This window comes from Streptomyces sp. NPDC044571 (assembly GCF_040647115.1).
In the GTDB taxonomy this organism is placed as follows: Bacteria; Actinomycetota; Actinomycetes; order Streptomycetales; family Streptomycetaceae; genus Streptomyces.
In genome coordinates, this window is the sequence record NZ_JBEZBN010000006.1 from 34,006 (window position 1) to 60,323 (window position 26,318).

At 68.9% G+C, this 26,318-nt stretch carries 27 protein-coding genes; 16 read left to right on the top strand and 11 right to left on the bottom strand.

Going from position 1 to position 26,318, the window contains the following annotated elements; all coding sequences use genetic code 11:
- Nucleotides 1-72: 72 nt before the first annotated feature.
- From AB0B01_RS04815 to AB0B01_RS04830, 4 genes are all read right to left on the bottom strand, one after another.
- The gene (locus AB0B01_RS04815; protein ID WP_361712924.1) at nucleotides 73-933 is read right to left on the bottom strand and encodes an LLM class F420-dependent oxidoreductase; all 861 of its coding nucleotides are present in this window, start codon (nucleotides 931-933) and stop codon (nucleotides 73-75) included.
- Nucleotides 934-1,021: 88 nt separating this feature from the next.
- On the bottom strand, nucleotides 1,022-2,134 hold the full coding sequence (locus AB0B01_RS04820) for an ADP-ribosylglycohydrolase family protein (RefSeq protein ID WP_361713131.1): 1,113 nt from the start codon (nucleotides 2,132-2,134) through the stop codon (nucleotides 1,022-1,024).
- 381 nt (nucleotides 2,135-2,515) lie between these two features.
- Nucleotides 2,516-5,092 carry a bifunctional FO biosynthesis protein CofGH gene (locus AB0B01_RS04825; RefSeq protein ID WP_361712926.1) on the bottom strand — a complete coding sequence of 859 codons (2,577 nt, stop codon included), beginning with the start codon at nucleotides 5,090-5,092 and terminating at the stop codon, nucleotides 2,516-2,518.
- 49 nt (nucleotides 5,093-5,141) lie between these two features.
- Nucleotides 5,142-5,945, bottom strand: a complete 804-nt coding sequence (locus AB0B01_RS04830) for an SDR family oxidoreductase (protein WP_361712928.1) — start codon at nucleotides 5,943-5,945, stop codon at nucleotides 5,142-5,144.
- 193 nt (nucleotides 5,946-6,138) lie between these two features.
- On the opposite strand from AB0B01_RS04830, the gene AB0B01_RS04835 reads away from it, so the two are divergent.
- Nucleotides 6,139-6,996: a hypothetical protein gene (locus tag AB0B01_RS04835; protein WP_361712930.1), complete on the top strand. Its 858-nt coding sequence runs from the start codon at nucleotides 6,139-6,141 to the stop codon at nucleotides 6,994-6,996.
- Nucleotides 6,997-7,192: 196 nt separating this feature from the next.
- On the opposite strand, the gene AB0B01_RS04840 is transcribed toward AB0B01_RS04835, so the two are convergent.
- The 3 genes from AB0B01_RS04840 to AB0B01_RS04850 form a co-directional block, all read right to left on the bottom strand.
- Complete coding sequence (locus AB0B01_RS04840; RefSeq protein ID WP_361712932.1) at nucleotides 7,193-7,405, bottom strand: DUF397 domain-containing protein; 213 nt, start codon at nucleotides 7,403-7,405, stop codon at nucleotides 7,193-7,195.
- 207 nt (nucleotides 7,406-7,612) lie between these two features.
- Nucleotides 7,613-8,497 carry a helix-turn-helix transcriptional regulator gene (locus AB0B01_RS04845; RefSeq protein WP_361712934.1) on the bottom strand — a complete coding sequence of 295 codons (885 nt, stop codon included), beginning with the start codon at nucleotides 8,495-8,497 and terminating at the stop codon, nucleotides 7,613-7,615.
- Between the two features lie 339 nt (nucleotides 8,498-8,836).
- Nucleotides 8,837-9,571 carry a GPP34 family phosphoprotein gene (locus AB0B01_RS04850; protein ID WP_361712936.1) on the bottom strand — a complete coding sequence of 245 codons (735 nt, stop codon included), beginning with the start codon at nucleotides 9,569-9,571 and terminating at the stop codon, nucleotides 8,837-8,839.
- Nucleotides 9,572-9,734: 163 nt separating this feature from the next.
- Here AB0B01_RS04850 and AB0B01_RS04855 point away from each other — a divergent pair, with 163 nt between their 5' ends.
- The 3 genes from AB0B01_RS04855 (at nucleotide 9,735) to AB0B01_RS04865 (ending at nucleotide 14,653) form a co-directional block, all read left to right on the top strand.
- Nucleotides 9,735-12,347, top strand: coding sequence for a hypothetical protein (locus AB0B01_RS04855; protein ID WP_361712938.1), 2,613 nt, complete (start codon nucleotides 9,735-9,737; stop codon nucleotides 12,345-12,347).
- A 271-nt stretch (nucleotides 12,348-12,618) separates the two neighbouring features.
- Nucleotides 12,619-14,349, top strand: coding sequence for an MFS transporter (locus AB0B01_RS04860; protein ID WP_361713133.1), 1,731 nt, complete (start codon nucleotides 12,619-12,621; stop codon nucleotides 14,347-14,349).
- Between the two features lie 97 nt (nucleotides 14,350-14,446).
- Nucleotides 14,447-14,653, top strand: coding sequence for a hypothetical protein (locus AB0B01_RS04865; protein WP_361712940.1), 207 nt, complete (start codon nucleotides 14,447-14,449; stop codon nucleotides 14,651-14,653).
- 252 nt (nucleotides 14,654-14,905) lie between these two features.
- On the opposite strand, the gene AB0B01_RS04870 is transcribed toward AB0B01_RS04865, so the two are convergent.
- Together AB0B01_RS04870 and AB0B01_RS04875 are read right to left on the bottom strand one after the other, a co-directional pair.
- A complete protein-coding gene (locus AB0B01_RS04870) occupies nucleotides 14,906-15,106 on the bottom strand; it encodes a dehydrogenase (RefSeq protein ID WP_361712942.1) in 201 nt (66 codons plus the stop codon).
- Nucleotides 15,107-15,157: 51 nt separating this feature from the next.
- Nucleotides 15,158-15,916 (bottom strand): GntR family transcriptional regulator, encoded by a 759-nt coding sequence (locus AB0B01_RS04875; protein WP_361712944.1) that lies wholly within the window; start codon nucleotides 15,914-15,916, stop codon nucleotides 15,158-15,160.
- Between the two features lie 79 nt (nucleotides 15,917-15,995).
- On the opposite strand from AB0B01_RS04875, the gene AB0B01_RS04880 reads away from it, so the two are divergent.
- The 7 genes from AB0B01_RS04880 (at nucleotide 15,996) to AB0B01_RS04910 (ending at nucleotide 21,190) form a co-directional block, all read left to right on the top strand.
- The gene (locus AB0B01_RS04880; protein WP_361712946.1) at nucleotides 15,996-16,274 is read left to right on the top strand and encodes a hypothetical protein; all 279 of its coding nucleotides are present in this window, start codon (nucleotides 15,996-15,998) and stop codon (nucleotides 16,272-16,274) included.
- 325 nt (nucleotides 16,275-16,599) lie between these two features.
- Nucleotides 16,600-16,824, top strand: a complete 225-nt coding sequence (locus AB0B01_RS04885) for a hypothetical protein (RefSeq protein ID WP_361712948.1) — start codon at nucleotides 16,600-16,602, stop codon at nucleotides 16,822-16,824.
- Nucleotides 16,821-17,558 (top strand): GntR family transcriptional regulator, encoded by a 738-nt coding sequence (locus AB0B01_RS04890; protein ID WP_361713135.1) that lies wholly within the window; start codon nucleotides 16,821-16,823, stop codon nucleotides 17,556-17,558. Before AB0B01_RS04885 ends, AB0B01_RS04890 begins: the two co-directional genes overlap by 4 nt.
- The gene (locus AB0B01_RS04895) at nucleotides 17,555-17,851 is read left to right on the top strand and encodes a hypothetical protein (RefSeq protein ID WP_361712950.1); all 297 of its coding nucleotides are present in this window, start codon (nucleotides 17,555-17,557) and stop codon (nucleotides 17,849-17,851) included. Before AB0B01_RS04890 ends, AB0B01_RS04895 begins: the two co-directional genes overlap by 4 nt.
- Before the next feature lie 606 nt (nucleotides 17,852-18,457).
- A complete protein-coding gene (locus tag AB0B01_RS04900; RefSeq protein WP_361712952.1) occupies nucleotides 18,458-19,249 on the top strand; it encodes an ABC-three component system protein in 792 nt (263 codons plus the stop codon).
- Entirely contained in the window at nucleotides 19,249-19,500 is a 252-nt protein-coding gene (locus AB0B01_RS04905) for an ABC-three component system middle component 6 (protein ID WP_361712954.1), read from the top strand. The genes AB0B01_RS04900 and AB0B01_RS04905 overlap by 1 nt, the downstream gene beginning before the upstream one ends.
- Complete coding sequence (locus AB0B01_RS04910) at nucleotides 19,490-21,190, top strand: ABC-three component system protein (protein ID WP_361712956.1); 1,701 nt, start codon at nucleotides 19,490-19,492, stop codon at nucleotides 21,188-21,190. Before AB0B01_RS04905 ends, AB0B01_RS04910 begins: the two co-directional genes overlap by 11 nt.
- A 614-nt stretch (nucleotides 21,191-21,804) precedes the next feature.
- Here the strand turns inward: AB0B01_RS04910 and AB0B01_RS04915 are convergent.
- Complete coding sequence (locus tag AB0B01_RS04915) at nucleotides 21,805-22,281, bottom strand: hypothetical protein (protein ID WP_361712958.1); 477 nt, start codon at nucleotides 22,279-22,281, stop codon at nucleotides 21,805-21,807.
- Between the two features lie 11 nt (nucleotides 22,282-22,292).
- Nucleotides 22,293-22,763, bottom strand: a complete 471-nt coding sequence (locus AB0B01_RS04920; protein WP_361712960.1) for an NUDIX domain-containing protein — start codon at nucleotides 22,761-22,763, stop codon at nucleotides 22,293-22,295.
- An 18-nt stretch (nucleotides 22,764-22,781) separates the two neighbouring features.
- Here AB0B01_RS04920 and AB0B01_RS04925 point away from each other — a divergent pair, with 18 nt between their 5' ends.
- The 5 genes from AB0B01_RS04925 (at nucleotide 22,782) to AB0B01_RS04945 (ending at nucleotide 26,318) form a co-directional block, all read left to right on the top strand.
- On the top strand, nucleotides 22,782-23,561 hold the full coding sequence (locus AB0B01_RS04925) for a GntR family transcriptional regulator (RefSeq protein WP_361712962.1): 780 nt from the start codon (nucleotides 22,782-22,784) through the stop codon (nucleotides 23,559-23,561).
- 139 nt (nucleotides 23,562-23,700) lie between these two features.
- Entirely contained in the window at nucleotides 23,701-24,039 is a 339-nt protein-coding gene (locus tag AB0B01_RS04930; RefSeq protein WP_361712964.1) for a hypothetical protein, read from the top strand.
- 2 nt (nucleotides 24,040-24,041) lie between these two features.
- On the top strand, nucleotides 24,042-25,400 hold the full coding sequence (locus tag AB0B01_RS04935) for an FtsK/SpoIIIE domain-containing protein (RefSeq protein WP_361712966.1): 1,359 nt from the start codon (nucleotides 24,042-24,044) through the stop codon (nucleotides 25,398-25,400).
- Nucleotides 25,401-25,478: 78 nt separating this feature from the next.
- Entirely contained in the window at nucleotides 25,479-26,117 is a 639-nt protein-coding gene (locus AB0B01_RS04940; protein ID WP_361712968.1) for a DUF2637 domain-containing protein, read from the top strand.
- 9 nt (nucleotides 26,118-26,126) lie between these two features.
- Nucleotides 26,127-26,318, top strand: coding sequence for a mobile element transfer protein (locus tag AB0B01_RS04945; protein ID WP_361712970.1), 192 nt, complete (start codon nucleotides 26,127-26,129; stop codon nucleotides 26,316-26,318).

Consider the following 26,318-nt stretch of genomic DNA (forward strand, 5'->3'; position numbering starts at 1 on the left):
GATCACGAGTGCGGGGCAGTTACCGGCTGATCGGCAAGACGGTCCGGGCCGAGCGGCGCCGCCGGTGCGACGTCAGAGGTATTGGGCGAAGTCGTCCAGGGCGCGGAGGACTTCCGGTTCCGGGGCCGAGGGGAGTTGGAGGACGACCTCCTCGATGCCCAGGTCGGCGTAGTGGGCCAGTTTGCCCGGGTTGGGCTGGACCGCGTACGGGACCACCTGGAGGGTTTTGGGGTCGCGGCCCGCGGCTTCCCAGACCTGGCGCAGGGCGGGCAGGGACTCCGAGAGGCCGCCGCCGCCGATCGGGAGCCAGCCGTCGGCGTGGTCCGCGATGGCCGCGAAGAGCTTGGGGCCGGCCTGGCCGCCGATCAGGGTGCGGGGGCCGTGGAGGGGCTCGCCCGGGGCGAGTTCGCGGGGCGGCTGGACCGGCTTGGGGTGGGCCGCGCTGGCCCTGACCGAGCAGAACTGGCCCACGTACGCGGTCGGTTCGGGCGCCCACAGGGCCCGCATCAGGGCCATCCGGTCGCGGACCAGCTCACGGCGGGTGCGCCACTCGACGCCGTGGTCGGCGGCCTCCTCGACGTTCCAGCCGTAGCCGACACCGAGGGTGAAGCGGCCCGCGGACAGGTGGTCCAGCGTCGCGATCTGCTTCGCGAGGTCGATCGGGTCGTGCTGGGCGACCAGGGTGATGCCGGTGCCGAGGTGGAGGCGCTCGGTGACGGCGGCGGCCTGGGCGAGGGCCACGAAGGGGTCGAGGGTGCGCCCGTACATCTGCGGGAGCTCCCCGCCCATCGGCGCGTCGGTGTCGCGGCTGACCGGGATGTGCGTGTGCTCGGGGAGGTAGAGGCCGGCGAAGCCGCGTTCCTCCAGGCTGCGGGCGAGGCGGACGGGGGAGACGGACTGGTCGGTCAGGAAGATGGTCGTGGCGATCCGCATGGGTGAGGGCACCTCCGTGGCGCTCCGGGGCTCCTGGGCTTGGCGAGACCTCACGGTACGGGCTCGTGCCCGGATTGTTGAGGGGGTGTCAGCCGACGGGATAGCGGGCCGGCCAGACCGGGGAGTCCGCCGCCGGGCCGTGCAGGGTGGGGCCCTGGGTCATCTCCAGGGCGAAGTCGTCGGCGAGTTCCAGCAGCGTGGCGCGGCCTTCGAGGTCCGCGAGCCAGGCGCCCGGGAGGGCGGTCTCGCCGTGCAGGGCGCCGAGCAGGGCTCCGCACAGGGCGCCGGTGGCGGTGGAGTCGCCGCCGTGGTTGACGGCGAGGCGCAGCCCGTGCGGGACGTCCTCGGCGACCAGGGCGCAGTAGACGGCGACGGCGAGGGCGTCCTCGGCGCTCCGGCCGTCTCCGGTGGCGAGGGATTCGACGATCTCCGCGGAGGGGGCACCCTCGGGTACGGCGGCGACCGCCCGCTGGAGGGCGTCGGTGACGGGCTGCCGGCCCGGGCGGGAGCCGAGCAGGCCGAGGGCCTGCTGGAGGGCGGAGTCGAGGGATGCGCCGCGGGTCAGGCCGTGGACGATGACGGCGAAGGCCCCGGCGGAGAGGTACGCGCTGGGGTGGCCGTGGCTCTGGGCGGCGCATTCGACGGTGAGCTGGAGGACCAGGGCGGGTTCCCAGCCGACCAGCAGCCCGAAGGGGGCCGAGCGGGTGGCCGCGGCGGCGCCCTGGTCGGTGGGGTTCTTCGGCTGGGCGAGGGTGGCGAGGGCCTCGTCGGCGAAGCCGGTCAGGCAGGCGCGGTCCGGGCTGCGGCGGGCGTAGAGCCATTCCTCCCGGGCGAGCCAGCCGTTGTCCTTGCGGCGTTCGTCGGGGCCCCAGTCGTGCTGGGTGGCGGCCCAGCGCCGGTAGGCGCGGTGGAGGTCGGTGGGCGGGTGCCAGGCTCCGGTGTCACGGCGTACGTGCGCCCGTATGAGCCCGTCGACGGTGAACAGGGTGAGCTGCGTGGCGGCGGTGATGCTGCCGCGCCGGCCGTGGGCGGGGGCGGGCGCGGTCAGCCCCTCGGAGCCGTGGGCCGCGCGGATGGCGTCCAGGGACAGGGCGGCCAGGGGCGCGCCGAGGGCGTCGCCGATCGCGGAGCCGAGGAGGGTGCCGCGGACGCGGCTGCGGAAGTCCTGCTGTCCGGCGCGGCCCCACAGGCCGGTGGTCACGGCCGGGCGGCCGGCGAGGGTGTGCTGCGCGCCGGCCGTCGGCCTGCTCGCGGGTGTGGCCGTCGCTGTGTCCGTGTCCATCGCGATCCCCCTTGCTCTGGCGCGCACTGTAGTGGACCGGCTCGGTCGAATTCGAAAGCCCGAGCAGAGAAAGGCCGGAATCCGTGAGGGGAAACCGCAAGGGGTGGCACGTTTTGCCGTTCGCCTTGGGATGAGCCGGTTTCGGCCATGTCTCGTTCAGGTGGGGTTCCTCGGCCGCCCACCGCCACGACACGAGCGTGGCGGCGGTGACGGCCGCGGTTCGTACGGCTCACGGCCGGCGCCGTGCACCCTGCCGACGCCGTGCCCCCGGCCGGGCCCGCGCCCGGCCGGGGGCTCGGCCTAGTCCAGTACGGGCAGCAGTTCCGGCAGGTGCCCGTCCGAGGCGCGCGCCGCGTCCTGCCGCTCCTGCGGCACCTCCCCGTACAGCGTCGTACGGGGCTTCGCGGGCCGCCCGGCGGCCTCCGCCACGGCGATCAGGTCCTGCACCGACTTGTACGAGCCGTAACTCGACCCCGCCATCCGCGAGATCGTCTCCTCCATGAGCGTCCCGCCCAGGTCGTTCGCCCCGGACCGCAGCATCTGCGCCGCGCCCTCCGCACCCAGCTTCACCCAGCTCGTCTGGATGTTGGTGATGTGCGGGTGCAGCAGGAGCCTGGCCATCGCCGTCACCGCCCGGTTGTCGCGGACCGTCGGGCCGGGCCGGGCGATGCCCGCCAGGTACACCGGCGCGTTGGTGTGGATGAACGGCAGCGTCACGAACTCGGTGAAACCGCCGGTCTGCTGCTGGATGCGCGCCAGCGTGCGCAGGTGTCCGAGCCAGTGCCGCGGCTGGTCCACGTGCCCGTACATCATCGTCGACGAGGACCGGATGCCGAGCTCGTGGGCGGTGGTGACCACGTCGATCCAGTCCGCCGTCGGCAGCTTGCCCTTGGTCAGCACCCAGCGGACCTCGTCGTCGAGGATCTCCGCCGCCGTCCCGGGGATCGTGTCCAGCCCGGCCTCCTTGGCCGCCGTCAGCCAGTCCCGTACGGACATGCCCGTCCGCGTGGCGCCGTTGACGACCTCCATCGGGGAGAAGGCGTGCACGTGCATGTCGGGCACCCGCTTCTTGACCGCGCGCGCGATGTCGAAGTACGCCGTCCCGGGCAGGTCCGGGTGGATGCCGCCCTGCATGCACACCTCGACCGCGCCCACGTCCCAGGCCTGCGCGGCCCGGTCGGCGACCTGCTCCAGCGACAGCGTGTACGCGTCGGCGTCGGTGCGGCGCTGCGCGAAGGCGCAGAAACGGCAGCCGGTGTAGCAGACGTTCGTGAAGTTGATGTTCCGGGTGACGATGTACGTCACCTCGTCGCCCACCACCGACCTGCGCAGGTCGTCCGCGATCCGGCACAGCGCGTCGAGCGCCGGGCCGTCCGCGTGCAGCAGGGCCAGCGCCTGCTCGTCGGTGAGCTTCGTCGGATCGTCGGCGGCCCGGGCGAGCGCGGCCCGTACGTCGGTGTCGATGCGCTCCGCCACCATGCCCGGGGCGGCCGCCTCGCGCAGCGCCTCCCAGTCGCCGTAGACGAGGTCGAAGTCCTCACGGCGGTCGCCCGTACGGCCCTCGGTGTCGATGGCGGCGTGCAGGTCGGTGCGCCCCGCCGCCGTGAACACCTCCTCCGGCTCCTGCCACGGACGGCCCGTGACCTCGGCGTCCGGGAGGGCGAGGCCGGTCTGCGGATCCGCGAGCGCCCGTACGTGCGGCAGCAGCCGCGGATCCAGCCACGGCTCACCGCGCTGCACGAACTCCGGGTACACGCAGAGGCGTTCGCGCAGCTCGAAACCGGCCGCCGCGGACTGGTCGGCCAGCACGTCGATCTGCGGCCAGGGACGCTCCGGGTTCACGTGGTCGGGTGTCAGCGGCGAGACACCGCCCCAGTCGTCGATACCGGCGCCGATCAGCCGGGCGTACTCCCCGTCGACCAGGTTCGGCGGGGCCTGGAGGCAGCCCGACGGGCCCATGATGTGCCGGGCGACCGCCACCGTGGCGACCAGGTCGTCCAGCTCGGCGTCCGGCATCCCGCGCATCGCCGTGTCCGGCTTGGCGCGGAAGTTCTGGATGATCAGCTCCTGGATGCCGTGGTAGGAGCGCGATATCCGGCGCAGCGCGAACAGCGACTCGGCGCGCTCCTGGTAGGTCTCGCCGATGCCGATGAGCAGCCCGCTGGTGAAGGGGACCGAGGAACGCCCCGCGTCCTCCAGCACGCGCAGGCGCACCGCCGGCTCCTTGTCGGGGGAGCCGAAGTGCGGGCCGCCGGGCTCGGACCACAGACGCGTCGCCGTGGTCTCCAGCATCATGCCCATGGAGGGGGCGACCGGCTTGAGGCGCTGGAAGTCCGCCCAGGACATCACACCCGGGTTGAGGTGAGGGAGGAGGCCCGTCTCCTCCAGGATGAGGATCGAGATGGCGCGCACGTAGGAAATGGTGTCGTCGTAGCCGTGCGCCTCCAGCCACTCGCGCGCCTCGGGCCAGCGGTCCTCGGGCTTGTCGCCGAGGGTGATGAGCGCTTCCTTGCAGCCCAGCGCCGCGCCGCGGCGGGCGATGTCGAGCACCTCGTCGGGGGACATGAACATCCCGTGGCCGGCCCGGCGCAGCTTGCCGGGGACGGTGGCGAAGGTGCAGTAGTGGCACTTGTCGCGACACAGGCGGGTGAGGGGGATGAACACGCTCTTCGAGTACGTGATGACGCCGGGGCGCCCGGCGGCCGCCAGGCCCGCGTCGCGCACCCGGGCGGCGGAGGCGGCGAGGTCCTCCAGGTCCGCGCCCCGCGCCTGGAGGAGTACGGCCGCCTCGGTCGCGTCGAGCGCGACGCCGTCGCGGGCCCGCCGCAGCGCGCGGCGCATCGCGTTGTCGGTCGGAGCGTCACTCGGAGTGGTCATGCCGTGAGCATACGATCCGAGGATGCGGGGGCGGGGGCGCCGATCAGCCTCATCGCATCAGTTCACCGGCGTTGACCAGCAACGACTGGCCGGTTATCGCCCGTGCCCGGTCGGAGGCGAGGAATGCGACGGCATCGGCGACGTCCCCGTCGGTGGCGAGGTCGGGCAGCGCCATCCGCTCGGCGAGGCGGGCCCGGACCTCGGCCTCGGGGATGCCCTCGGAGTGCGCGGTGAAGGTGACGAAGGCCTGCACGGGAGGGCCCCACATCCAGCCGGGCAGCACGGTGTTGACCCGGATCCGGTGCGGCCCGAGCTCCCGGGCCATGGAGTACATGGCGGAGGTCAGCGCGCCCTTGGAGGCGGCGTAGGCGGCCTGCTGCACCTCGTTGGGGGCGGCGACGGCCGACTGGGTGCCGATGATGACGACGGCCCCGCCGCCGCCCGCCTTGAGGACGGGCAGGCAGGCCCGGGTCATGCGCAGCGTGCCGAGCAGGTTCACGTCGAGGATCTGCTGCCAGGTCCCGAAGTCGGCGTCCTCCAGCCCGCCGAAGTACGAGTCCCAGGCGGCGACGTGCACGACGGCGTCGATCCCGCCGAAGCGCTCCCGGGCCAGTTCGGCGAGGGCGGAGCACTGGCGCTCGTCGGTGATGTCGGTCGGCAGGTACGCGGTGTGCGCGCCGTCGGGGTCGATCTCGGCGGCCGTCTTGGCGAGATGGGCCTCGGTCCGCGCTCCGAGCACGGCATTGCCCCCGTCGCGCACGACGGCGGCAGCCACCTGGTGTCCGAGCCCGGCCCCGACGCCGGAGACGATGACGGTCCTGCCTTGCAGCAACAGCGCAGGCGGTGTCGGCATGCGGAGCCTCCTGGAGGGGGTGGGGAGGACGGAGGTGATCTGACGATCCGTCAGAATAGGCGCCCGGGCGGGGGGAGGGAAGGGGTGCGGCCGGGGGCGGACGGGTCGGCGGTAAGGGCGGGGAGCGCGTGTGGGGAGTGCGGAACCCGTCGCACCTCTCCTCATGTGACGTGTTGTCAGATACACCGTTCCCATGACACCCCACCCGGAGAACCGCGAAGACACCCGCACCGACGACTACGCCGCACTCGCGGCCGTCGGGCCGTACGGCGTCCGGCCCGGCCATGCGCTGATCACCATGGTCGAACCGCACCCGGGGCACGAGTACGCGTACAACCGCTGGTACGAGGACGACCACTACTACGCCGGTGCCATGGCCATGCCCTGGATGTACGCCGGCCGCCGCTGGGTGGCCACGCGGGAGCTGCAGGAGCTGCGCTATCCGGAGAAGTCGGCCGTCGCCCAGCCGATCACCGCCGGATGCTACATGTCGACGTACTGGGTGACCGAGGGCCGCTACGACGAGCACATGAAGTGGACGGTCGGCATCAACAAGCGGCTGAACCGCGACGGCCGCGTCTACCAGGACCGCACCCATGTCTTCACGGCCTTCCAGGACCACGAGGCGACCGTCTACCGCGACGGCGCCGCCGGGCCGCGGGACTTCCACGCGCTCGACCACCCCTACGCCGGGCTCGTCCTCCAGGTCGTGGACGCCGAGGGGCCCGAGCAGCGGGCGGAGCTGCTGGAGTGGCTGCGCTCGCGCGCCCTGCCGAGGCGCCTCGTGGGTTCCCCGGCCGCCATGGTGACGGTCTTCCGGCCGACGCCGCTGCCCGGCGACCGGATGGCGTACGTCAAGCAGGTCGAAGGGGTCGACACCCGGCTGACGCTGCTGTGGTTCCTGGAGGCCGATCCGCTGACCTGCTGGGACCGTTTCCAAGGGCTGGACACGGAAGTCGCGGAAGCGGGTCTGGGGCGGGTGGAGCTGGTGGCGCCCTTCATCCCGACCGTGCCGGGGACCGACCGGTACGTGGACCGGCTCCGGCAGTAGGAGTGCAGGAGGCGGACATGGCCGAGCCCCCTCGGCCGGGACGGCGGGCCAGTCGAGAGGGCTTCAGTCAGGTGGTGCAGGTGCAGGTGCTGCTGGTGCTGCTGGTGCTGCGTGTGGTGCTGGTACTGCGTGTGCTGCGTGTGGTGCCGGTGCTGCTTGTTTTGCCGGTGGGACGGTCGGGGCGTACGCCTGACGTTCAGACGAGGCGCCCCAGCCGGCCCTCGGTGACATCGGCGACGAACGAGGTCCAGGAGTCCGGGGCGAAGGTCAGCGACGGGCCGTCCTGCACCTTCGAGTCGCGGACCGCGATGGCCTCCACGACGGGGGACTTGACCTCGACGCATGCGCCGTTCCCGCCGGAGTAGGAGGACTTGGTCCAGTTGTCGGTGGCGCCCTGACGAATAGCCATGGTGTTCTCCGGTTCAGCGAGCAGTGCCAGTGGGACGTCGGCCAATTCGCTTTCCCGGCCGACGTGATCGACGCTACCGGCACCTTCCGAGGGGTGAAGGGGTCATTCACCCGACCGAGTGGCATATTCCATTCAGGCCTTCTGTGGCCGGGGAGTCACGGTGTACCGTGCGCGCCCCCCTCGCCACCTGCCCGGTTTCCTCCGCTTTTACTTGGCCTTGCCCGCATATTGGTCGATGATCTCGGAGATGAACTGCCGTGTCTGTTCGACGTTGAGCGCCTGGGCGCGCAAGTGCTCGTACATCACGCTGTACTTCTGCACGTCATTGGCCTTCTCCAGGTACAGGTCGCTCGTCACGCCCTCGATGTAGACGACGGTGGAGTCGGACGCGTCCGGGAACTCCAGGATGGCGTACTGCCCGTTCACCCCCGGATGGGCGCCCATCGAGAAGGGCATCACCTGCACGGTGATGTACGGCTGCTCCGACTGCTCTATCAAGTACTCCAGCTGCCTGATCATCAGCTGGGCGTCGCCCACGTGGCGGCGCAGGGCGGCCTCGTCGATGACGGCCCACAGGCGCAGCGGGCCGACCTCCGGGTTGTTGTTGTCGGTCTCGGAGAGCCGCTTCTGCCGGTGCATCCGCACGTTGACGCGCTTCTCCACGTCCGCCGGGGCGGTCTCCGGCAGCGCGCCGCGGATGAGGGCATGGGCGTACTCCGGGGTCTGGAGCAGGCCCGGGACCATCTGCGGTTCGTACGTGCGCAGACTGGCGGCGTCCGTCTCCAGCCCGATGTAGACGCTGTACGGGATGTCGCCGAAGGCGTGCCACCAGCCCTGCTGTCGGGAGTCCTTCGCCATCTGCATCAGCGAGTCGACGAGCCGGCGGTCCTCTACCTCGTACACGTCGCACAGGTCGCGGACGTCGCGCTGGCTGATGGAACGGCGGCCGTTCTCCAACCTGCTGATCTTGGACTGGGAGACGAGGAGGCGCTCGGCCACCTGCTCGGCCGTCATGCCCTTGTCCTCGCGGAGCTTGCGCAACTCCATGCCCAGTCGGCGGCGTCGGACGGTGGGATTGACATTGGACGCCACGTGAACGGCACCTCCGCCTTCTTCTCTGGTTCTGTCTCTCTGCGTGTCTGATGGTGAGCAGACTGCCACCGAAGGGCGCGGCGGCGCCGGAGAACGGCCCGGAAATACGGACGCGCGGGGTGGCGGGACCGGTGGACCGGCCCCGCCACCCCGCGCGCCGGGCACGCCGGTTGCGGCGATGGCGTTGCGGTGGAGCGGTGGATCTGCGCGTGGTGCTATGTCGTGCAGGGGGTGCAGCGGTCGTTCGGGGGTCGTACGGGGTCGTACGGGCTCGTACGGGGTGGTTCGGGGCCGTTCGGGGTGGTTCAGGGTCGTTCGGGCGTGCGGCGGTCGGTCGGATCAGTGCGCGGCCACCCGGGCCATCGCACCCGTCCGGCGCGGCTGCAGCGGAACGCCGCTCGCCGTGGCCCGGGCGGCCGGCGGTGCCGGGGCGCGGTCACGGCGTGGCTGCGCCACACCGTTCTGGACGTCCATGACGGCATGCGCCACGAGACCGCCCATGGGGTCGTGCCGGATCAGGTCCCGCAGCCGGGACCTGGACGAGCGCCCCTCGTTACCGGGGTACAGGTGCTTGCCGAGTCCGACCGCATGGGCCAGTGCGGCGAGCGCCGCGGTCCGCGGGTCCGGCGGTACACCGGTGCGGATCGCATTGTCGAGCCGGGTACGGATCTCCCGGCTGATCGCCGTGTCGGTCGCCTGGTAGCGAGTCGTCGGCAGCACCCCGCACATCTGGCCCGCCACGGCATGGACCATGCCGCAACGCTCCAGGTGGGCGAGGTAAATCTGGCGGAGCCCCAGCCGGGGTCCGCCGATCCAGTGGACGGCCCGTACCGGGCTGCCGCGCCTGCGCAGCAGTTCCAATGCGGAGTCCAGAGTCGGATCTCCTGTCGGCCGTGGCATCACCACGGCGATACGATCCCCGTCAGGGGCTATCCGTCCTGCCAGAGCCAGCTCCACTAGCTGTGCCCCGGCCAGGCCGAGGTCGAGCGACTGCGGCTGCGCCGTGGTACCCGTGGTCGGGTCCAAAGCGAGCAGCAGAAGCTCCTCCGGAATTGTTCTGCGGCTCCTGCCCATCCATGCCTCCCCGCGTGGATGAGTGACAGGGTGACGCCTCTCACATTCATCTGTCGAGAGCGCCTGGTCGCTTTATGGGGGAACCGGCAGCTATGTCGTTCTCGTCTGGCACGGGGGCGATGCCCCCTAGACGGGACACTGTTAGACATTCGGACAGCCGGACGTGGTGGCGATCGAGGAGGAACTGGTGGCGGGCGAGTCCCCCGACAAGTCGGTAGATGAAGGAACGTCGGGCGAGGCGCGGTCCTCCGCGGAGCGTGACCCGAGGTTGTCGGTGTTCCGGCCGCGGGAGCCCGAGTCCTCCGCCGAGAAGGCCGGGCCGGATCCGCTGCGGGCGGCGGTGGCGGCGTGGGTGGCCGGCGCCGGGGCCTCCGGCGGTTCGGGGGAGGAGGCCGAGGCCGACGCCGAGGCTTCGAAGCCCTCGGCCGATGCGCCCGAGTCGGCCGACGGGGCCGACGCTTCCGAAGCCTCCGAGTCGGCCGAAGCCTCCGAAGTGGCCGATGCGCCCGAGTCGGCCGCCCCTTCCGGTGTGTCCGAAGCCCCCGAGTCGGCGGAAGCTTCCGGTGCCCCCGAGGACTCCCGGGTAGCCGAAGCCGCCGAGCCGGCCGAAGCCTCCGAAGCTTCCGGTGTTTCCGAAGCGTCCGAAGTGGTCGAAGCCCCCGAGCCGGAGGAAGCGTCCGGCGCTTCCGGTGCCTCCAAGGCCTCCGGTGCTTCTGGGGCTTCCGAGTCCTCGGCGGGGTCGGGTTCGGAGCCGGATGCCGGTTCCGCTTCGGGTTCCGCTACGGGTTCCGGTTCCGTGTCGGAGGCGGACGGGGCGAAGCCCGCTGCGGCCGCGGCCGACGAGGCTGCGCGCGCGCCGAAGCCGGAGGCTGCCGAGCCGGCCGACAGCGAGCGGACCGCCGTCTTCCGTGCGCCGAAGCCGGAGGCCCCGGCGGCCGAGGACAAGGCGGCCGACAGCGAGCGGACCGCCGTCTTCCGTGCGCCGAAGCCGGAGGCCCCGGCGGCCGAGGACAAGCCGGCCGACAGCGAGCGGACCGCCGTTTTCCGGGCTCCGAAGCCCGGGTCGAAGCCCGCGGCCCCGGCTGCCGACAAGGCCGCGGACAGTGAGCGTACGGCCGTCTTCCGGGCGGTGAAGCCGGGTTCCGCTTCGGCTTCACCGGAAGCGAAGGAGGCGGCCTCCGACGAGCCCGCCGACAGCGAGCGCACCGCCGTGTTCCGCGCCGTGAAGCCCGGCTCCGCCCCGGCGGCGGACAAGCCCGCCGCTTCCCGGCCCGTGCCGCCGAAGGCCGGCGGCGGGGAGCGGGCGAGCACCTTCGTCCCGCTGCGCAAGGGCGGTGAGGGCTCCGCGAAGCCCGTCGCTGCCACCGCGGCCCCGGCCCCGGCCCCGGCCCAGCCCTCGGCCCAGACCCCGGCCCCGTCGGTCCAGGCTCCGCCGAAGGACACCGCCCCGGCCCTCGACCGGACCGAGCGGACCACGCAGCAGCCGCTGCCGCCCATGCCGCCGCTCGATCTGCTCGCGGACCTCACCAACAACCCGCCCCCGCCGCCGAGCCCGCTGCGTACCGTCATCCGGCGGTTCAAGATCTACGCCCCGCTCGTCGTGCTCCTCGCGATCATCATCGCCGTCGTTCAGCTGGTCCGGCCGCTGCCCGAGCCGAAGCTCAAGATGACCGCGCAGAACTCGTACACCTTCGACGGCGGCAACCCGTCCCTCCCCTGGCCCAAGGAAGGCCAGGGCCACATGGCCGCGGCCGGCCTCGGCACCGTCGGCACCTTCGGCGAGCAGAAGCCCATCGCCATCGGCAGCGTCGCCAAGACGATGACGGCCTACGTGATCCTGAAGAACCACCCCCTCAAGAAGGGGGAAAAGGGTCCGATGATCGACATCGACAAGACCGCTGTCGACGACGGCAAGAAGGACTCCGACGGCGAGTCGACGGTCAACACGCTGAAGGAGGGCGACAAGATCTCCGAGTACGACGCCCTCGCCGCGATCATGATCCCGTCGGCGAACAACGTCGCGCGGCTCCTGGCCCGCTGGGACACCGGCGGCGACCAGGAGGCCTTCGTCAAGAAGATGAACGAGGCCGCCAAGGACCTCGGCATGGCCAACACCACGTACACCGACCCCTCGGGTCTGGACGCGACCACCGTCAGCACCGCCGAGGACCAGGTCAAGCTGGGCCTGAAGGTGGTCGAGATGTCCGAGCTGATGGCCATCACCAAGCTGCCGAGCTGGACCGACCCCTCGGGCAAGTCCTGGCGCAACTGGAACGACCTGGTCCCGTACAACGGCGCCGTCGGCATCAAGACCGGCTCCACCACCAAGGCCGGCGGCAACCTGCTCTTCGCCGCCGAGAAGAAGGTCGGCAAGACCAACCAGCTGATCGTCGGCGCGGTCCTCGGCCAGCACGGCGTGCCGATCCTCGGCACCGCCATCACCGCGAGCAAGAACGTCATGCTCGCCACGCAGAAGATGCTCACGAGCGCCCCCGTCCTGAAGAAGGGCGACGTCGTCGGGTACGTGGACGACGGCCTCGGCGGCCACACCCCGGTCGTGGCCACTGCCGATGTCGAGGCGGTCGGCTGGCCGTCGCTCCACATCGACGTCAAGCTCGTCGGCGGCGACGGGAAGCTGCCCCAGACCGCCAAGGCCGGCACCGAGATCGGCATGCTGACCGTCGGCGAGGGGGCCAGCCAGGTGAAGGTGCCGGTGGCGCTGCAGAGTGATCTCGCCGCTCCCGGTATCGGCAGCAAACTGACCCGTGTCGGCTGATCGCTGACCGCGTGGTTCCGGCGCCCCGGGCAACCCCGGGGCGCCGCCGCGCGTCTTGGGACCGGGACGCAGGTGTTGACGTGTTGATGACGCATGGCCATGTGCCTGTGCCGGGGAGCACCGGAGTAGCGCAGTGACGACCGCCGAGCAAGAGAGCCAGGGCGTGCCGGCCGCCGAAGCCGGTGGCTCCGGCGTGCCCGGGGTACCCGGGGCGGCGGCCGCTTCGGCCGGGGCACCGGCTGTGTCGCAGGCCGGGGCGCGGGCCGGGGCCGTGGGGTGGGCCCGTCGGCATCCGGTGGCCGTCGCCACCGTTCTGGCCGCCGTCCTGCACGTGGTCTGGTTCTTCTGCTTCGCCAACAGCGGCGGGGACCTCGCCGCGCAGGACGCCTGGGCGGAGTTCGTCGGCCGCCATCCGGACTCGGCGTACAACCTCGCCTGGTACGGCGGCATGCACCCCGTCTCGTACAGCGTGGTCTCCCCGTACGTGATGTACATGATCGGTGTACGGACCACGATGATGGTCGCGGGCACCGTCTCGGCCGGGCTGCTCGCGCTGATCCTCACCCGGTGCCGCGGCGCCGTCCGCGAGCCGTTGTGGCCGGCGCTGGCCGGTGTGTACGGGCTCCTCTGCAACGCGCTGTCGGGCCGCGTCACCTTCGGGCTCGGCGCGATGTTCGCGCTCGGCGCGGTCGCCGCGGTCTTCTGCTGGCCCCGCAAATGGGCCGAGCGGCGCTGGGCCAAGGCCGCCGTCGCGGCCCCGCTCGCGGGGCTGGCCACCGCGGCCAGCCCGGTCGCCGGGCTGTTCCTCGGGGTGATCGCGGCAGCGCTGTTCCTGAGCGGGCGCCGGCCGGGGGCGTACGCGCTGGGCCTGGCCCCGGTGGCGGTGGTCGGGCTGTCGGCCTGGCTGTTCCCGTTCTCCGGGACGCAGCCGATGAAGCTGGGCTCGGCGGCGCCGCCGTTCCTGTTCGGGATCCTGATCTTCGTCCTCGTGCCGAAGCGGTGGAAAACCGTCCGGATCGCCTCGGCGGTCTACACCCTCGGCGTGCTCCTGACCTGGGCGATCGATTCACAGGTCGGGTCGAACGTCACCCGTCTGGTCATGCTGTTCGGCGGGGCGGTGCTGTGCGCGGCCCTGCCGTACGCGGTCCCGCGCTCGCGGCACCGGTACGCGCTGGTGGTCGCCTGTGTGGGCCTGGCCGGGTGGATCACCGCCAACAGCATCACGGACATCGTGCGCACCACCCCGGTGGCCGCCTGGAACCGCGAGCTGGCCCCGCTGGTGGACCAGCTGCAGAAGGCGGGCGCCGAGCGCGGGCGCGTCGAGGTGGTCCCGGCCAGCAGCCACCGCGAGTCCTCGGCCTTCCCCTCGTACGTGAACCTCGCCCGCGGCTGGAACCGGCAGGCGGACCTCGAACGCAATCCGCTCTTCTACGACGACACCCTCACCGCCGAGAACTACCGGACCTGGCTGGAGCGCTGGGCCGTGCGCTATGTGGTACTGCCCGCCGACAAACCCGACTCGGGCGGTGAGGACGAGGCGAAGCTGGTGCGTGAGGGGCTCCCGTACCTCCAGCTGGTGTGGGGCGACGCGAACTGGCAGCTGTTCAAGGTGGACGCCCCGACGGAGCTGGTGTCCGGGCAGGCCGAGGTGGTCCGGGCGGGCGCGGACCAGCTGGTCATCGACGTCCGCGCGGCCGGGCGCGTACTGGTGCGGATCCCCCATTCGCCGTGGCTGGGGCTGCTGGACGCGGCGGGCAGGCCGGTGGCGCCGCCGCAGGAGACCTTCGCCTCGAAGGCGCGCAGCGGGCGTGGCGGGACGCTGCCGAAGGAGTACGCGAACACGGCCGGCTGTCTGTTCAAGGCGGCTCCCGACGAGTCGGGGGACGTCTGGACGGAGCTGCTGGCCCCGGCGCCGGGCCAGTACCGGGTGGCGGCGAAGTACCAGCTGCCGCGCGGAACGCCGTGCCCGGAGGAGCTGGTCCGCGGGGTGCCGGGTCCTTGATCGGCAGTTTTTACGTCCGGTCCGGGTGCGGTGGTCCGCATATCTGCATACCATCCCAATAGTCCGATTGGGTGCTTCCCGAGGAGTTGACGACGGGATGAGCAGAGCGCAGAAGCAGGACGTCAAGGCGGCCCTCCAGCCCCAGGCCCACGAAGCGGACCGCCCGCCCCACCCGGCAGGCCACGGCTTCGAAGGCCCGCTGCGGAGCAAGGTCAAGGGCGGAGCGCACACGAAGGCGGACCTCAAGCGGGCCGGCACCCCGCAGGGCGACCGCATCGGCGAGCGCAGCAGAGGCCTGAGCTGATCCCCACATCCCCGTGACCCAGCCCTTCCGGCCCACCCGGGAGGGCTCTCGCACACCGCACACGCCAAAGGCCCCCAGCCGAAACGGCTGGAGGCCTCGGAGACGGTGCCCCCGGCAGGATTCGAACCTGCGACACCCGCTTTAGGAGTTCGATCCACACCCTGTGGGCGGTCCCGGACGCGCGCCCAACCGGGCTACCAGTAACCGCCTACTGCTGCGCCTGTCCGTGCCCGTTGATGTCAGCAGTGGATGTCAGCGAAACAGCTGCGGCACCGGGCAGGCCTCCAACGGCTCGTCCGGCCGATCGGCCCAGTTCCACCACACATGCCGCCCCGGGCACTTCCACAGCGAACGACACGTCCGACGGCCGTCGTCCTCCCGCCCGCAGAGCACGAACCCGCCGAACTTCAGGTCCTGTCCGCACTCGGGGCACGCCCGGTTCTCGCTCGTCATGCCGCTGAGCCTATGGACGGGTGAGGAAGGGGCCCAGGTCGGGGGAGTCGCTCACTGGCGACTGATCGGGACCTCGTAGACGATCTCGCACAGCGCGACGGGAATGACGATGTCCGCCGTCTCCACGGGCTGACCCTGATCGCTGTAGTAGGTCCGTCGGATATGGGTTACCAGGGCCGCCTTCTGGATCCCCAGGAGCGACGCCTCCTCGGCCGTGGCCTGTCGCGGCTCCGGCTGCTCGACGGCGTGACTGACCGAGATGCCGATCTCGGCCATACGATTCACGACGCCTGCCCCGGCGTGCGGCCCGCCCTCAGGCAGCACAACGAGGGTGCCGCCGGTGAGCTCGTACGGCTCCCAACTCGTGGACAACTGCACCGGCCGACCGTCGGCCAGGAATTCATAGACCGTGCGGACACACAGATCGCCCTCGGCGATCCCAAGGCGTGCTGCGATCTCGGCCGGCGCGGGGACCTTGGCCTCGGTGCGACTCTCCCAGTTGCCCTGCTTACCCAGGACCTGCATATCGGCACGGAACGGAGATCCGCCGCGTTGCTCCCGGGCTGAGGAACGCACTACGCGCACACGCTGCCGGGGCTCCGCGACGTACGTACCCGAACCTGCGCGGCCCTCCAGCACGCCTTGGGAGATCAACAACTCCTGCGCACGCCGGACCACGTTCTCGCCGACACCGCACTCCGCGGCGATCTGGGCACGTGAGGGGAGCCGATCACCGGGGGTCCACTCGTGCTCCGCGATCCGCTGCCGCAGTACGTCGGCGATGCGGAGATAGGGCGGCTGCTCAGGCATGTGGAAAATCTAGTCCACTAGCTCTAATCTAGTTAACTAGCTTCACTTAACGTGATCAATCGGCGACGGAGGCCCTTCTGTGCCCGCTTCGGAAGCAAGGGCCGAGGTCATCGTCGCCCAGCTGTCCGCCCTCGGACTGACCACACGTGTGGAGCGGCACGCCACGTACACGTCGATCGAAGCGGAGGTGCCGGAAGCGCTGCCCGCCGATTCGTGGCGGGAGGTCCTGGAAGTGGTGGCGGAGGCCGATCGATTCGGCCTCCTCGCCAGCAGTTTGACCGGCCGCACCCTCTGGGCCGCCGTACGCAAAGCGGTCCCCGCGACGGGCGATGTCCGGGGACCTGGCCATCAGCGATAGGAGCTGATCAGCGTGTTCAACCGTATGGTCCCCACGGCCGCCCGCACCAGGGGGCGCCGCCTACCGAAGCGCCGGCCACGCCGCCGCTCGGCCTTCACCTGGTCCGGCCGGGAGGGGGTCCTCTGATGCCTCCCCACAAGCAGCCCCGCGTGGCCTACGCGGGGGCAGGGCCCTTCCGGTCGGTCTCATGCTCGATCGGCACACATCGAGAGTGCGCGCAGTCGTCCCCCACCACGGGACCGGTCGATGTTCCCGTGATCTACGAGGCATGCGACTGCTCGTGCCACACGGCGGCTGATCCGTGCGAGCCGCGGCAGGTGGCCCGGTGAGGGGATGGGCACCGAGTGGTGCGCTCGCCATCAACGTCGAGATCACCTCGATCAGCGTGCAACGCGGCGACGTCATCCAGTTAGGCGGACAGCCATGCCGTGTAGCTGACGTCATCCAGCTGCCGGCCGGAGCCAAGCGACTCATCTTCGAGTCGGGCGAGCTGCTCACCATGCACGCCCGGACCCGGCTCGTCGCGCTCCGGATGATGAGGAAGTGGTGATCCAGCGCGTGCCTTCCCGACGCCACGCCATCGCCGACGACCTCCGAAAGGAGATCTCGGCGGGCCGCTTGAAGGCTGGCGAACGCCTCCCCTCTGAGGCGCAACTCGCCGCCCACTACAAGGTCAGCACCCCAACGCTCCGAAATGCCCTCGCCCTCCTCCAGAGCGAAGGCCTGGTGGAGAAGGTCCACGGCAGCGGCAACTTCGTCCGCCATCACCTCCCCAGAGTCACGTACCTCGGCGGAGGCGCCACACCGGGCCTGTTCAACACGGCTCACCAAGTCAGCGTGCACACCACACACCTTCGAGCGCAGGGCTACCTGGCTGCCCTGCTCAAGGTGTCGCCACACAGCCCGTTGACCGAGTTCTTCTGTGTCACCTACGAGGGCAAGTCGCCCCACAGCGTGGCCCGCATCTACGTCCCCCAAGACCGGGCGCCCGCCGACATGCCCGCTGGCTCTTCCTTGCCCGATGGGGTAGCGGCGGCGCGGCTGGCGGCCCTTAACCCTCATCTGGCCGAAGTCCAAGAGAAGGTCAGCGCCCGTCTCCCCACCCCGGACGAAGCGACGACCCTTCGTATCAGCTCAACCCTGGCTGTCCTCTCGATCACCCGCGTGGCGACGGACATCACGGGACGCGTGGTCGAGGCGACCCTCCTGGCCCTCCCCAGCGACCGCGCTGACGCCGTCTTCACCACCCACCACACGAGCGAAGCAAGGAGCACAAAGGGATGACACCCCACAGCGAGCTGCGACTCCTCCCCTGGACGGACCCCGACGGCAAGCCCTGCTTCCTGAGCACCGACGACAACGGCGGCTACCTGTCCCGCCTGGCCGACAACATCGAAGCGACACAACTAGGACTGGCTACCGAGCTCCTGGACCACGCGCTCGAAGTACTGGCCGATAAGGAAGCAGACACGGAGGAACTCCACCAGCTGGCAACGGATCTGACCGGAGCCCTCAAGGACGCAGTCCACGTAGCAACCAGCCGCGGCCACCGGCTACCGATACCAACGCAGCCATAGCAATAACGACGCGGCGACGTGCCACGCTGGCCGTCGGCGTGACAGCATCACGCAACCGACAGCGAAGCCCCAGACCCAGTGCGGGGCTTCGCTGCTCGTGTTCACCCCGACCCGCAGACGGCTCCGGAGGCCCCGTGTGTCTCGCACGTTTCCGAAGGTCAGGGGCTTGGAGACTGGCTGACCGGCCGTACTAGTCCACGAATAGGCCATGGCTGCCGGGCGGCGTGCAGGCTGCCCCAACCTGGTCGCCCAGTTGGCTGCCTGCGCCTTGCGCGCATCGCACCGCTGCTGCCTCGGGCGCTCCACTGCGCCCGGGGGAGCATAGGTTCAGTCGTCCCGCCAGGACGAGGCCCATCAAGATCGTCAAGTCGGGTTCTAGTGACTGAGATTGGACCATCCCTCCTGCTCTCAAACAGGTGCCCTCGGCCGACCAGCGTGAGTAGTGTTGTACGTCACAGGGGGTAGCCGATGGGGGGAAAAGTGTCACTGGATCAAGACCGAGCTTGGTTCCACAGTCAGTTCTTGGCTCTATGTGTCAGGAAGACGGGTTTCGAGTGGCAGGATTTCGTAACGGCCCTGATGCACCTCCGGCACGGAGCCGACTTCGTGCAGATCGATCCGGCCGGCCGGGGCGACAAGGGGTGCGACGGCTGGGTGGATGGCCTCATGCTGGCCTGCTATGGAGCTTCAAGCCCATCGGAAAAATATGTAGCAAATAAGATAAAGGCAGACTTCGAAACTGCGGAGCAGTACTGGGGAAGCCACATGGAAAGGTGGGCTTTTGTTTACAACAATGCGGCAGGCTTGCCCACCATGGCGGCTGCTGGGCTCATGGATCTAAGGAAAAACAAGAAAGACTCCGCTATCACGATCGAGAATTGTCCTCCACAAGTCCTCTGGGATAATTGTGTGGGGCGGGATATTGAGCGGGATAGGCTATCCCTGATAGTGGGAGCTCCGCCTTCTGAGCATCCTGCGGGAATGTCGTACATTGCTCGCTGTGTTGAGTCGCTGGCGCGCACCCGTTTGCCCGCTGATCAAAGCGATGTCGTTGAAGTTCCGTTCGGGAAGATTGAGCACAATAATTTCGGTCCAGAAGTGTCGGATTTTCTGAAAACGTTCAAGGTTCACACAGGGCATGTGCGCTTTTATTTTTCCCAGGCGTCACCTGGGGAGCAGGCTCAAGTTTCAGAGAATCTGAGAGCGCGATACGATGGACATCGTGCTCGCCTTGAGGACTCTGACGCAGTTTTCCATGCCCTCTGTGATGACCTGATTGAGGAAGCATTTGGGCGTGCCGAATTTGGTGACCTCAACCAGCAGCGTAGTGCGGCAATGATGGTCGTGACTCATTTCTTCGAAACGTGTGAGATTTTCGAAGCGCCGGTAGGTGGATAATGCTGCTTCCCAGCAAAGCTATCCCATCGGATCAAGCAATGATCGCCGTAGGTGCCCAGATCCTCATGCAGTTGGATAGGCCGGGAAGTGTTAGTGCTGTCTGGCAGCGGCTGATCGATTGGCGCCAGGATAAATCTATGCCATCGGCCATCCCGTTCTGGTGGTTCGCCCTTTCGCTCGATCTTCTATACGCAACAGGTGCTGTAGCGATTCGCGACGGGGAACTGACAAGGGGGCGTCATGTTTCGTAATCTAACGAGCGATCTGCCTGACTTTAAGAGTGCCTCGTTTCGGCCTGGATTGAACATTGTCATCGCCAAGCGGACAAAATCTGCTAGAAGGCAAGACAGTCGCAATGCGGTAGGTAAGACGAGCTTCATTCGCACGCTCGATTTCCTGTTGGGTTCGGATGCCCGGCCGAATCACATCCTGCGGCGGCCCGAATTGGCTGAGGCATTTTTTGAGCTCGAATTGGACATGGGTGACCGAGTAGTCAAAGTCAGGAGAACTGGTGCAGATCCAGGTTCTGTTGAGGTCGACGGTGTCACGTTCAAGACGGCAGCTTGGAGGCAGGCTCTCGGAAGTCAGCTCTTTGGGCTCTCTGGGGCGGCTAGCGAACCCTCAGTGCGGTCTCTTCTAGCCTTCTACCTGCGCGATGTTGAGAATGGAGCCTTTGAGAAAGCGACGGAGGTTCACCGAAAGCAGGCTGCAGCAGCATCTCAGTCGCCGCTGGCCTATCTCTTCGGGTTGGACCTTGCGCTTCTTGACCAGGCGAAAGAGATTGCTACTGCCGAGAAAAGCCTGAATGAGCTACGCAAGGCAGCAAACGATCCCGTGCTTGGCATGACGCTTGGCAAGGCGCAAGACATTGATGCTCAGATTCGCACTCTCGGCATTCAGGTCGCGAATCTCGACCGCGAACTAGCCGATTTTCGAGTCGTTGAGCAATATTCCCAGCATCGCGCAAAGGCCGATGAGTTGAGTCGTGCCATACGGAGGCTTAACGATTCACTCGTCATGGAAGAACGGCGCCTGGGTGACGTAGAGACGGCCATCAATCAGGAGGATGAAGCCCAGCCGGACCACTCGTACGTGCAGCAGATGTATGAGCAGTTGCAGATCACTCTGCCCGAGGGGGTGATTCGTCGATTTGATGAAGTTGCCGCCTTTCATCAGTCGGTCGTTGAAAACCGCAGGCGTTATCTAGAGGGTGAACGGGCAGCGCTAATTGATTCCCTCAACAAGAAAAGGGAAGAGCTCAGTCTCGCAGACTCGCAACGCTCTGAGGTGATGCGCATCCTGGAGGCGGGCGGCGCATTGGAGACGTACAAGGAACTTCAGTTGGAGCTGGTTAAGGTTCGCACTAGAATCGGCGAGCTTCAGCAACGTCGCGAAACAATTGACAAGTGGGAGAACGCAAACCGCCACCTTCAGTTGCGTTCGGCAGAAATGGAACTCCGTTTCAGTATGGACCTGAATGACCGGCGGGTTCAGATCGATGAAATTGCCCAACTGTATTCTTCATACGCCTACGAGATTTACGGTAGTGACCGGCCTGCGGCCCTTAGTGTGGAACCGTCAAAAGCAGGCTACAACTTCGTTCCGACCATCGGGGGCGATCGGAGTGAGGGAGTAAAAAGCATGGCTCTCTTCTGCTTTGACCTGACGATGGCGGTTACGGCGCGCAGGAGTGGCCGAGGGCCAGACTTCCTGGTACACGACAGTCATCTCTACTCTGATGTCGAAGGTCGGCAGATGGCCAGCGCGCTGACCCTCGCCGCTAGTGTTGCTGAACGCGAAGGCATGCAGTACGTGGTCACGCTCAACTCCGATGATTTCAAGAAGGCGGAAGATGAGGGTTTTAGTGCAGAGTTCCATGAATCCGCCCAATTGACTGACGCCTATGACAGTGGCGGCCTCTTTGGTATGAGATTTCATTGAGTTAAGGGATGCTGGTGGATCCGACCGCCTCAGCCATAGATTTCTTGGCTGTCATCCCGTCTGCCGTCGACCCACACGGAGTGATAGCGGGGCAGGCTTCTGGGGCCCAGGTGGAGCGCCCTGCTGGACGAACGACCTGGGCCCCAGAAGCCTGGTCTGCTATGGCTTGCCTGGGTCGACGGCAGACGGGATGACAGCTCCCCACCTCCACCACAAACCGGCCCGCACCCGCAGTGCCGGCCCCCGTCATCCCGGAGCCTGAGCGCCCCCGCCGGAGGCATTGTTCTTGCCCTGGCCCGGCTCGCCCGCTGTCCCGCGCAAGGCTGTGGGGCCACGGTGGATTCGGACGGGGTTGGCTGGGCTCGGCCTGGTGGTGGCCGTTCGGCGTTCGGGGTTTGCTCGACCTGGCGCCTGGTGGCGGAGGACGTGAACCGCGGAGTTGGAGGGATCAGCTGCGGGCAGGGGTGTTGCCTCATCAGACCCGCGCTGACTGGCGCGCGGCCGGCGGCCGGGCTGGAGCGGGGCGCAGACAGGAGCGCAGGCCCGGGCGACGGGCGCGCTCGCCGCGCTGTGCGCGGCGGGTGCCTTGATGAAGTAGGGAAACTCTTATCGCGCTATGGCCCTGTGGCAGCGAGGTCGGCCCGGTTGGCGTCGATGTGCGCGGCCAGTTCGGTGAGTGAGCACTCGATGCGGGCGCTGGTGATCGGGTCGAAGTCCGCTACTTCGGGTGCTGCGGCGAGGTAGTTGGAGGGTTCGATCCCCCAGGCTTCGATCAGGCTCCAGCCTGCTTGGACCTCGGCGGTCTGTCCGTCTGGGGATGACACGCGCAGCCATGCCGTGCACTGGTCCGAGAAGTCGTACGGCAGGTATGCGGTGCCGCCGACACCCTGGAGCCCGACGATCTGTGCTCCCCACTGCTCCAGGAGACGAGCGAGCCGTGCACCCAGGCCGCCCGGGGCAGTGGACGGGTCCTCCATCGCGAGGTAGTACGAATCGCATTGGTGCTGGTAGGAGCCGAGGCGTAGCCGGAGGTCGTTGTGCGCCCCTCGCGTGCGGACGCGATCAAAGTGCAGAGCGATGTCCGCGGGCATGACGTCCTCTTTCAGTGCACGCTGGCGATCAGGTGGCGGCCGTCGTGGCTGCGGACGTGGGGGCCTGCGTCGTCCAGGGCGTCCAGGAGGCGGATCGCGAAGACCTCGGACATTTGCTCGGAGATCTCCTCAGGGGTGAGCCAGGCAACCTCGGTTGATTCCTCCGAGGTGCGCTCGGTGCCTCCGGATGGCTTGCAGCGGAAGACCAGGGCGACGATGCCCCGGGTGGTGTTCTTGTAGACCCCGGTGAGCTCGGCGACGTCGACCTCGATGCCCGTCTCCTCCAGGACCTCGCGGCGGACGCCGGCCTCCGGGGACTCGGTGAGTTCGAGGACACCGCCAGGGAGCTCCCAAGTTCCGTTGTCGGCGCGACGGATTGCCAGGAGTCGGCCGTCCTCGCGCAACACTGCCCCGGCTACGGACACGGAGTGCAGTGGCGTTGACTTGGCCTGCGGGGAACCCGTACTCATGTACAGGAGCATAGGAGGAAGAGAAGGACTATGGGAACCGCAGTGGGAGGTGGCCGCGCCGTACCGAGGTACGTGCAGATCGCCGATGACATCGTGCAGCAGATCCGGGCCGGGGTGCTGGGCGCCGGCGACATGGTGCCGAGTGAGTCCGAGCTCGTGGAGCGCTACGGCGTCTCCGGCGGGACGATCCGTAAGGCCATGGTGGAGGTTCGGGCCAGTGGGCTCGTGGAGACTCGGCATGGCAAGGGATCGATGGTGAAGGCCCGGCCGCCCGTACGCCACCGGTCCTCGGACCGCTTCCGGCGTACGCACCGGCAGGAGGGCCGCGCCGCCTACCTCGCAGAGTCCGCGCAGTCCGGGGCCGAGGCCAAAGTGAGCGTCCTGTTTATCGGGCCCATGGAGGCGCCCGAAGAGATCGCAGAGCGGCTTGGAGTCACCGCGGGGACGCAAGTCCTCGCCCGGCGACGGCTGTACTTCCGCAACGGGACACCCGTGGAGACCGCCACCTCGTACCTGCCGTGGGACGTCGTCAAGGACATCCCCGAGCTGTTCGCCGAGAACCCCGGTCCCGGCGGCATCTATGCGCGGCTGGAGGACCACGGCCACGTCTTCGCCGAGTTCGTGGAGACGCTCCAGGCCCGGCCGGCGGCCAAGGCCGAGGCGTCGGAGCTGTCGCTGAGTCCCGGCGCGCCGGTGGTTCACCTCCTTCGTGACGCCGTCACCGAGGAAGGTCGTGTGGTCGAGGTCTGCGACACCCTCATGGCCGCTGACCAGTTTGTTTTCGAGTACAGGATCCCTGCGCGCGACTGACGCCCGCTCAACTCCCCGCGGCCCGCTACGAGTTTCTCCTCGTAGCGGGTTGACTCATGTATAGGAGTCAGGCACTCTTCTTCCTGTCACTCATGTACATGAGTGACGGAGTCCGACCTCTATAGAGGAGTGATCTGTTGTGCGTCAGATTCCCGTCGACACGAGCGGCGCGACCGTCATGGTTGCCCAGCCCCCGCAGCTCAAGATGCGCGACAAGAAGACCGGTCAGGTCGCGCAGGACACCGAGACCGGCAGCAATCTCATGACCGTTGACGTGCTGTTCGTGATGAACGGCAACGCCGAGGTCATCTCCGTGACCGTGGCGGAGCCCGACGTCTCCGGCGAACTGGCCATGGGCACCCCCGTCGCGCTCACCGGCCTGGTGGCCCGCCCCTGGGAGAACGAGTTCAACGGCCAGAAGCGCCACGGCATCAGCTTCCGCGCCGTCGCCGTCACCTCGCTGGCCAAGGCGGGCTGAGCATGAACGCCTTATGGATCACGCTGCTGGTGGTCCTGGCCCTCGCGCCCCTCCTGCGATGGCTGCGGCCCACCTGGTACTGGATGACCTTCGGGGTCACCTTCGCGACGATCCGCGTCCTGATCCGCTACCGCTCGGTGATGGATGCCTGCGGGCTCACAGTCCCGCCCTCCCGCTGGCGGTTGGCGCTCGCCCGGGTCAGCAACCGCCCCGTCCCCGAAGCCCGCTCGCCGCGCATCCTGCGGCTTCGCCCCACCGCGACCGGCCTCGTCCTTCGGCTGAAACTCCGCCCCGGACAAGACACGTTCGACTTCTCCGCTTCCTCCGACCGCCTACGGCACTCCTTCGCCCTCCACAACGTCGTCTCGCGGGAGATCCGCTCCGGCGTCGTAGAGCTGCGGATGACCGGATACGACGTACTCAAGCGGGTGCGCATGCCTGCGGTCCTGCCCTCTGACGTGCTCCGGGTGCCGGTGGCCCTGCGGGAGGACGGGGAGGTGCACTACCGGGACTACCGACAGGTCCCCCACGCCCTGAACGTCGGCGCGACTCAGTCGGGGAAGTCCGTCTACCAGCGCACCCTCGTCGCCGGTCTCGCACCGCAGAACGTCGCCCTCGCCGGCATCGACTGCAAGAACGGCGTAGAGCTCGCCCCGCTGGCAGCGCGGTTCACTGCCTTGGCGGACAACCCGGACACCGCGGCCGAGTTGCTCGCTGCGCTCGTCGAGTACATGAGCCGCGTCTATCAGCTCATCCGGACCGAGCAGCGCATCAGCGTCGGCCTGCCGGACGCGGAGATCACCGCCGATATCTGGGATCTGCCCGCGCACCTGCGTCCCGTACCCGTCGTGCTCCTGGTGGACGAAGTCGCGGAACTGGCCCTCGCCGCCAACAAGGCGGAGGAGGCCCGGCGGGACCAGATCGTCACCCACCTGGTTCGTCTCTCCCAGCTCGGCCGCGCCGCCGGCATCTATCTGGAGATCTGCGGTCAGCGCTTCGGCTCCGAACTTGGTAAGGGCATCACCATGCTCCGCGCCCAGCTCACCGGCCGTACCGCCCACCGCGTCAACGACGAGACCTCGGCGAACATGGCCTTCGGGGACATCTCCCCGGACGCCGTCCTCGCCGCCGTCCAGATCGACAAGGACCGCCCCGGTACCGCCGTGGCCGGTGACTCCTCCGGCGGCTGGTCCCGCATCCGGGCCCCGCACACCACGCTCCGCCAGGCCGTGGACACCTGCAACACCCACGCGCACCGCACCCCGAGCATTCCGGAGCTGGACCCCTTCCGGCCTGCGGTCCCCGTGCGTGTCCTCGTCGGCAAGGTCCAGCCGAAGTCCGCCTCGGCGCCTGCCTTCTGATCACTCGTCCCACCCGGTCGGCGCGGCCTCATCGCGCCAGGTCCCTACCCACCCCATGCCTGAAAGGAGGTGAAGACCATGACCCGCCTGGTTCGCCCGGACGCCGTCCTCGTCCAGGCCGTCATTGCCGGAGCTCTCTCCTTCGCCCATCTACACGACCTCGCCGAAGCGGCCGGACAGCGCGGCTGGAAGGCCTGGGCCTACCCGGTCAGCGTAGATCTGCTGCTCGTCGCCGCCTGGCACCGCCTGCGCACCCTGCGGGCCGCCGGGGAGCCCTCGTGCTCGGCCTGGTCCTGGTTCGCTGTCGCCCTCGCGGCCTCGCTCGGCGCGAACGTCGCAACTGCCGGCCTTCTCGATCTGAGGGACGTCCCGGCCTGGCTCCGGATCCTCGTCGCCGGTTGGCCCGCGCTCGCCTTCCTCGGCGGCACGCTCCTGGTCCACCGGCCTACCTCGCTAGGTGACCCGGACCCAGAGCCGGCCCCGGCACCCCCGCCCGTGGTCGAGCGGGAGCCACGCCGCGAAGCCGAGGCTCCGCCGGTTCCTGCCCCGGCCCTGCCCGCGCCGGTCACTGCGCCGCCCGCCCTCGTCGCCCACGCACAGAAGATCGCCGCCGACCACCGAACGCGTACCGGCTCGGACATCGACACCGAGACTCTGCGCGCCCGGCTCGGTGTCCCGTCCCCGATGGCCGAGGCCATCGCCGCCCAGCTCGCCTGAGGAGACCCGATGCCCGCCCGGATCAACTTCCGCTCGCTCATGAAGATCGGTCCCGTCCAGATCGGCACCTACCGCGACCGCCACGGCCGCACCAAGGACGCCGCCGTCTGCACCGCCGACTCCTGTGGCTGGTCCTCCGACTACAGCTCCTCGACCGCCGCCCAGCTCGCCGCCCGCTCCCACCGCTGCCGCGTCAGCTGA

What these genes read in the sequence shown, in the direction of transcription:
- AB0B01_RS04815 (WP_361712924.1), bottom strand. Translation starts at nt 933, where the DNA reads ATGCGGATCGCCACGACCATCTTCCTGACCGACCAGTCCGTCTCCCCC.
- AB0B01_RS04825 (WP_361712926.1), bottom strand. Translation starts at nt 5,092, where the DNA reads ATGACCACTCCGAGTGACGCTCCGACCGACAACGCGATGCGCCGCGCG.
- AB0B01_RS04830 (WP_361712928.1), bottom strand. Translation starts at nt 5,945, where the DNA reads ATGCCGACACCGCCTGCGCTGTTGCTGCAAGGCAGGACCGTCATCGTC.
- AB0B01_RS04835 (WP_361712930.1), top strand. Translation starts at nt 6,139, where the DNA reads ATGACACCCCACCCGGAGAACCGCGAAGACACCCGCACCGACGACTAC.
- AB0B01_RS04840 (WP_361712932.1), bottom strand. Translation starts at nt 7,405, where the DNA reads ATGGCTATTCGTCAGGGCGCCACCGACAACTGGACCAAGTCCTCCTAC.
- AB0B01_RS04850 (WP_361712936.1), bottom strand. Translation starts at nt 9,571, where the DNA reads ATGGGCAGGAGCCGCAGAACAATTCCGGAGGAGCTTCTGCTGCTCGCT.
- AB0B01_RS04865 (WP_361712940.1), top strand. Translation starts at nt 14,447, where the DNA reads ATGAGCAGAGCGCAGAAGCAGGACGTCAAGGCGGCCCTCCAGCCCCAG.
- AB0B01_RS04870 (WP_361712942.1), bottom strand. Translation starts at nt 15,106, where the DNA reads ATGACGAGCGAGAACCGGGCGTGCCCCGAGTGCGGACAGGACCTGAAG.
- AB0B01_RS04875 (WP_361712944.1), bottom strand. Translation starts at nt 15,916, where the DNA reads ATGCCTGAGCAGCCGCCCTATCTCCGCATCGCCGACGTACTGCGGCAG.
- AB0B01_RS04895 (WP_361712950.1), top strand. Translation starts at nt 17,555, where the DNA reads ATGACACCCCACAGCGAGCTGCGACTCCTCCCCTGGACGGACCCCGAC.
- AB0B01_RS04905 (WP_361712954.1), top strand. Translation starts at nt 19,249, where the DNA reads ATGCTGCTTCCCAGCAAAGCTATCCCATCGGATCAAGCAATGATCGCC.
- AB0B01_RS04910 (WP_361712956.1), top strand. Translation starts at nt 19,490, where the DNA reads ATGTTTCGTAATCTAACGAGCGATCTGCCTGACTTTAAGAGTGCCTCG.
- AB0B01_RS04915 (WP_361712958.1), bottom strand. Translation starts at nt 22,281, where the DNA reads ATGCCCGCGGACATCGCTCTGCACTTTGATCGCGTCCGCACGCGAGGG.
- AB0B01_RS04920 (WP_361712960.1), bottom strand. Translation starts at nt 22,763, where the DNA reads ATGCTCCTGTACATGAGTACGGGTTCCCCGCAGGCCAAGTCAACGCCA.
- AB0B01_RS04925 (WP_361712962.1), top strand. Translation starts at nt 22,782, where the DNA reads ATGGGAACCGCAGTGGGAGGTGGCCGCGCCGTACCGAGGTACGTGCAG.
- AB0B01_RS04935 (WP_361712966.1), top strand. Translation starts at nt 24,042, where the DNA reads ATGAACGCCTTATGGATCACGCTGCTGGTGGTCCTGGCCCTCGCGCCC.
- AB0B01_RS04940 (WP_361712968.1), top strand. Translation starts at nt 25,479, where the DNA reads ATGACCCGCCTGGTTCGCCCGGACGCCGTCCTCGTCCAGGCCGTCATT.
- AB0B01_RS04945 (WP_361712970.1), top strand. Translation starts at nt 26,127, where the DNA reads ATGCCCGCCCGGATCAACTTCCGCTCGCTCATGAAGATCGGTCCCGTC.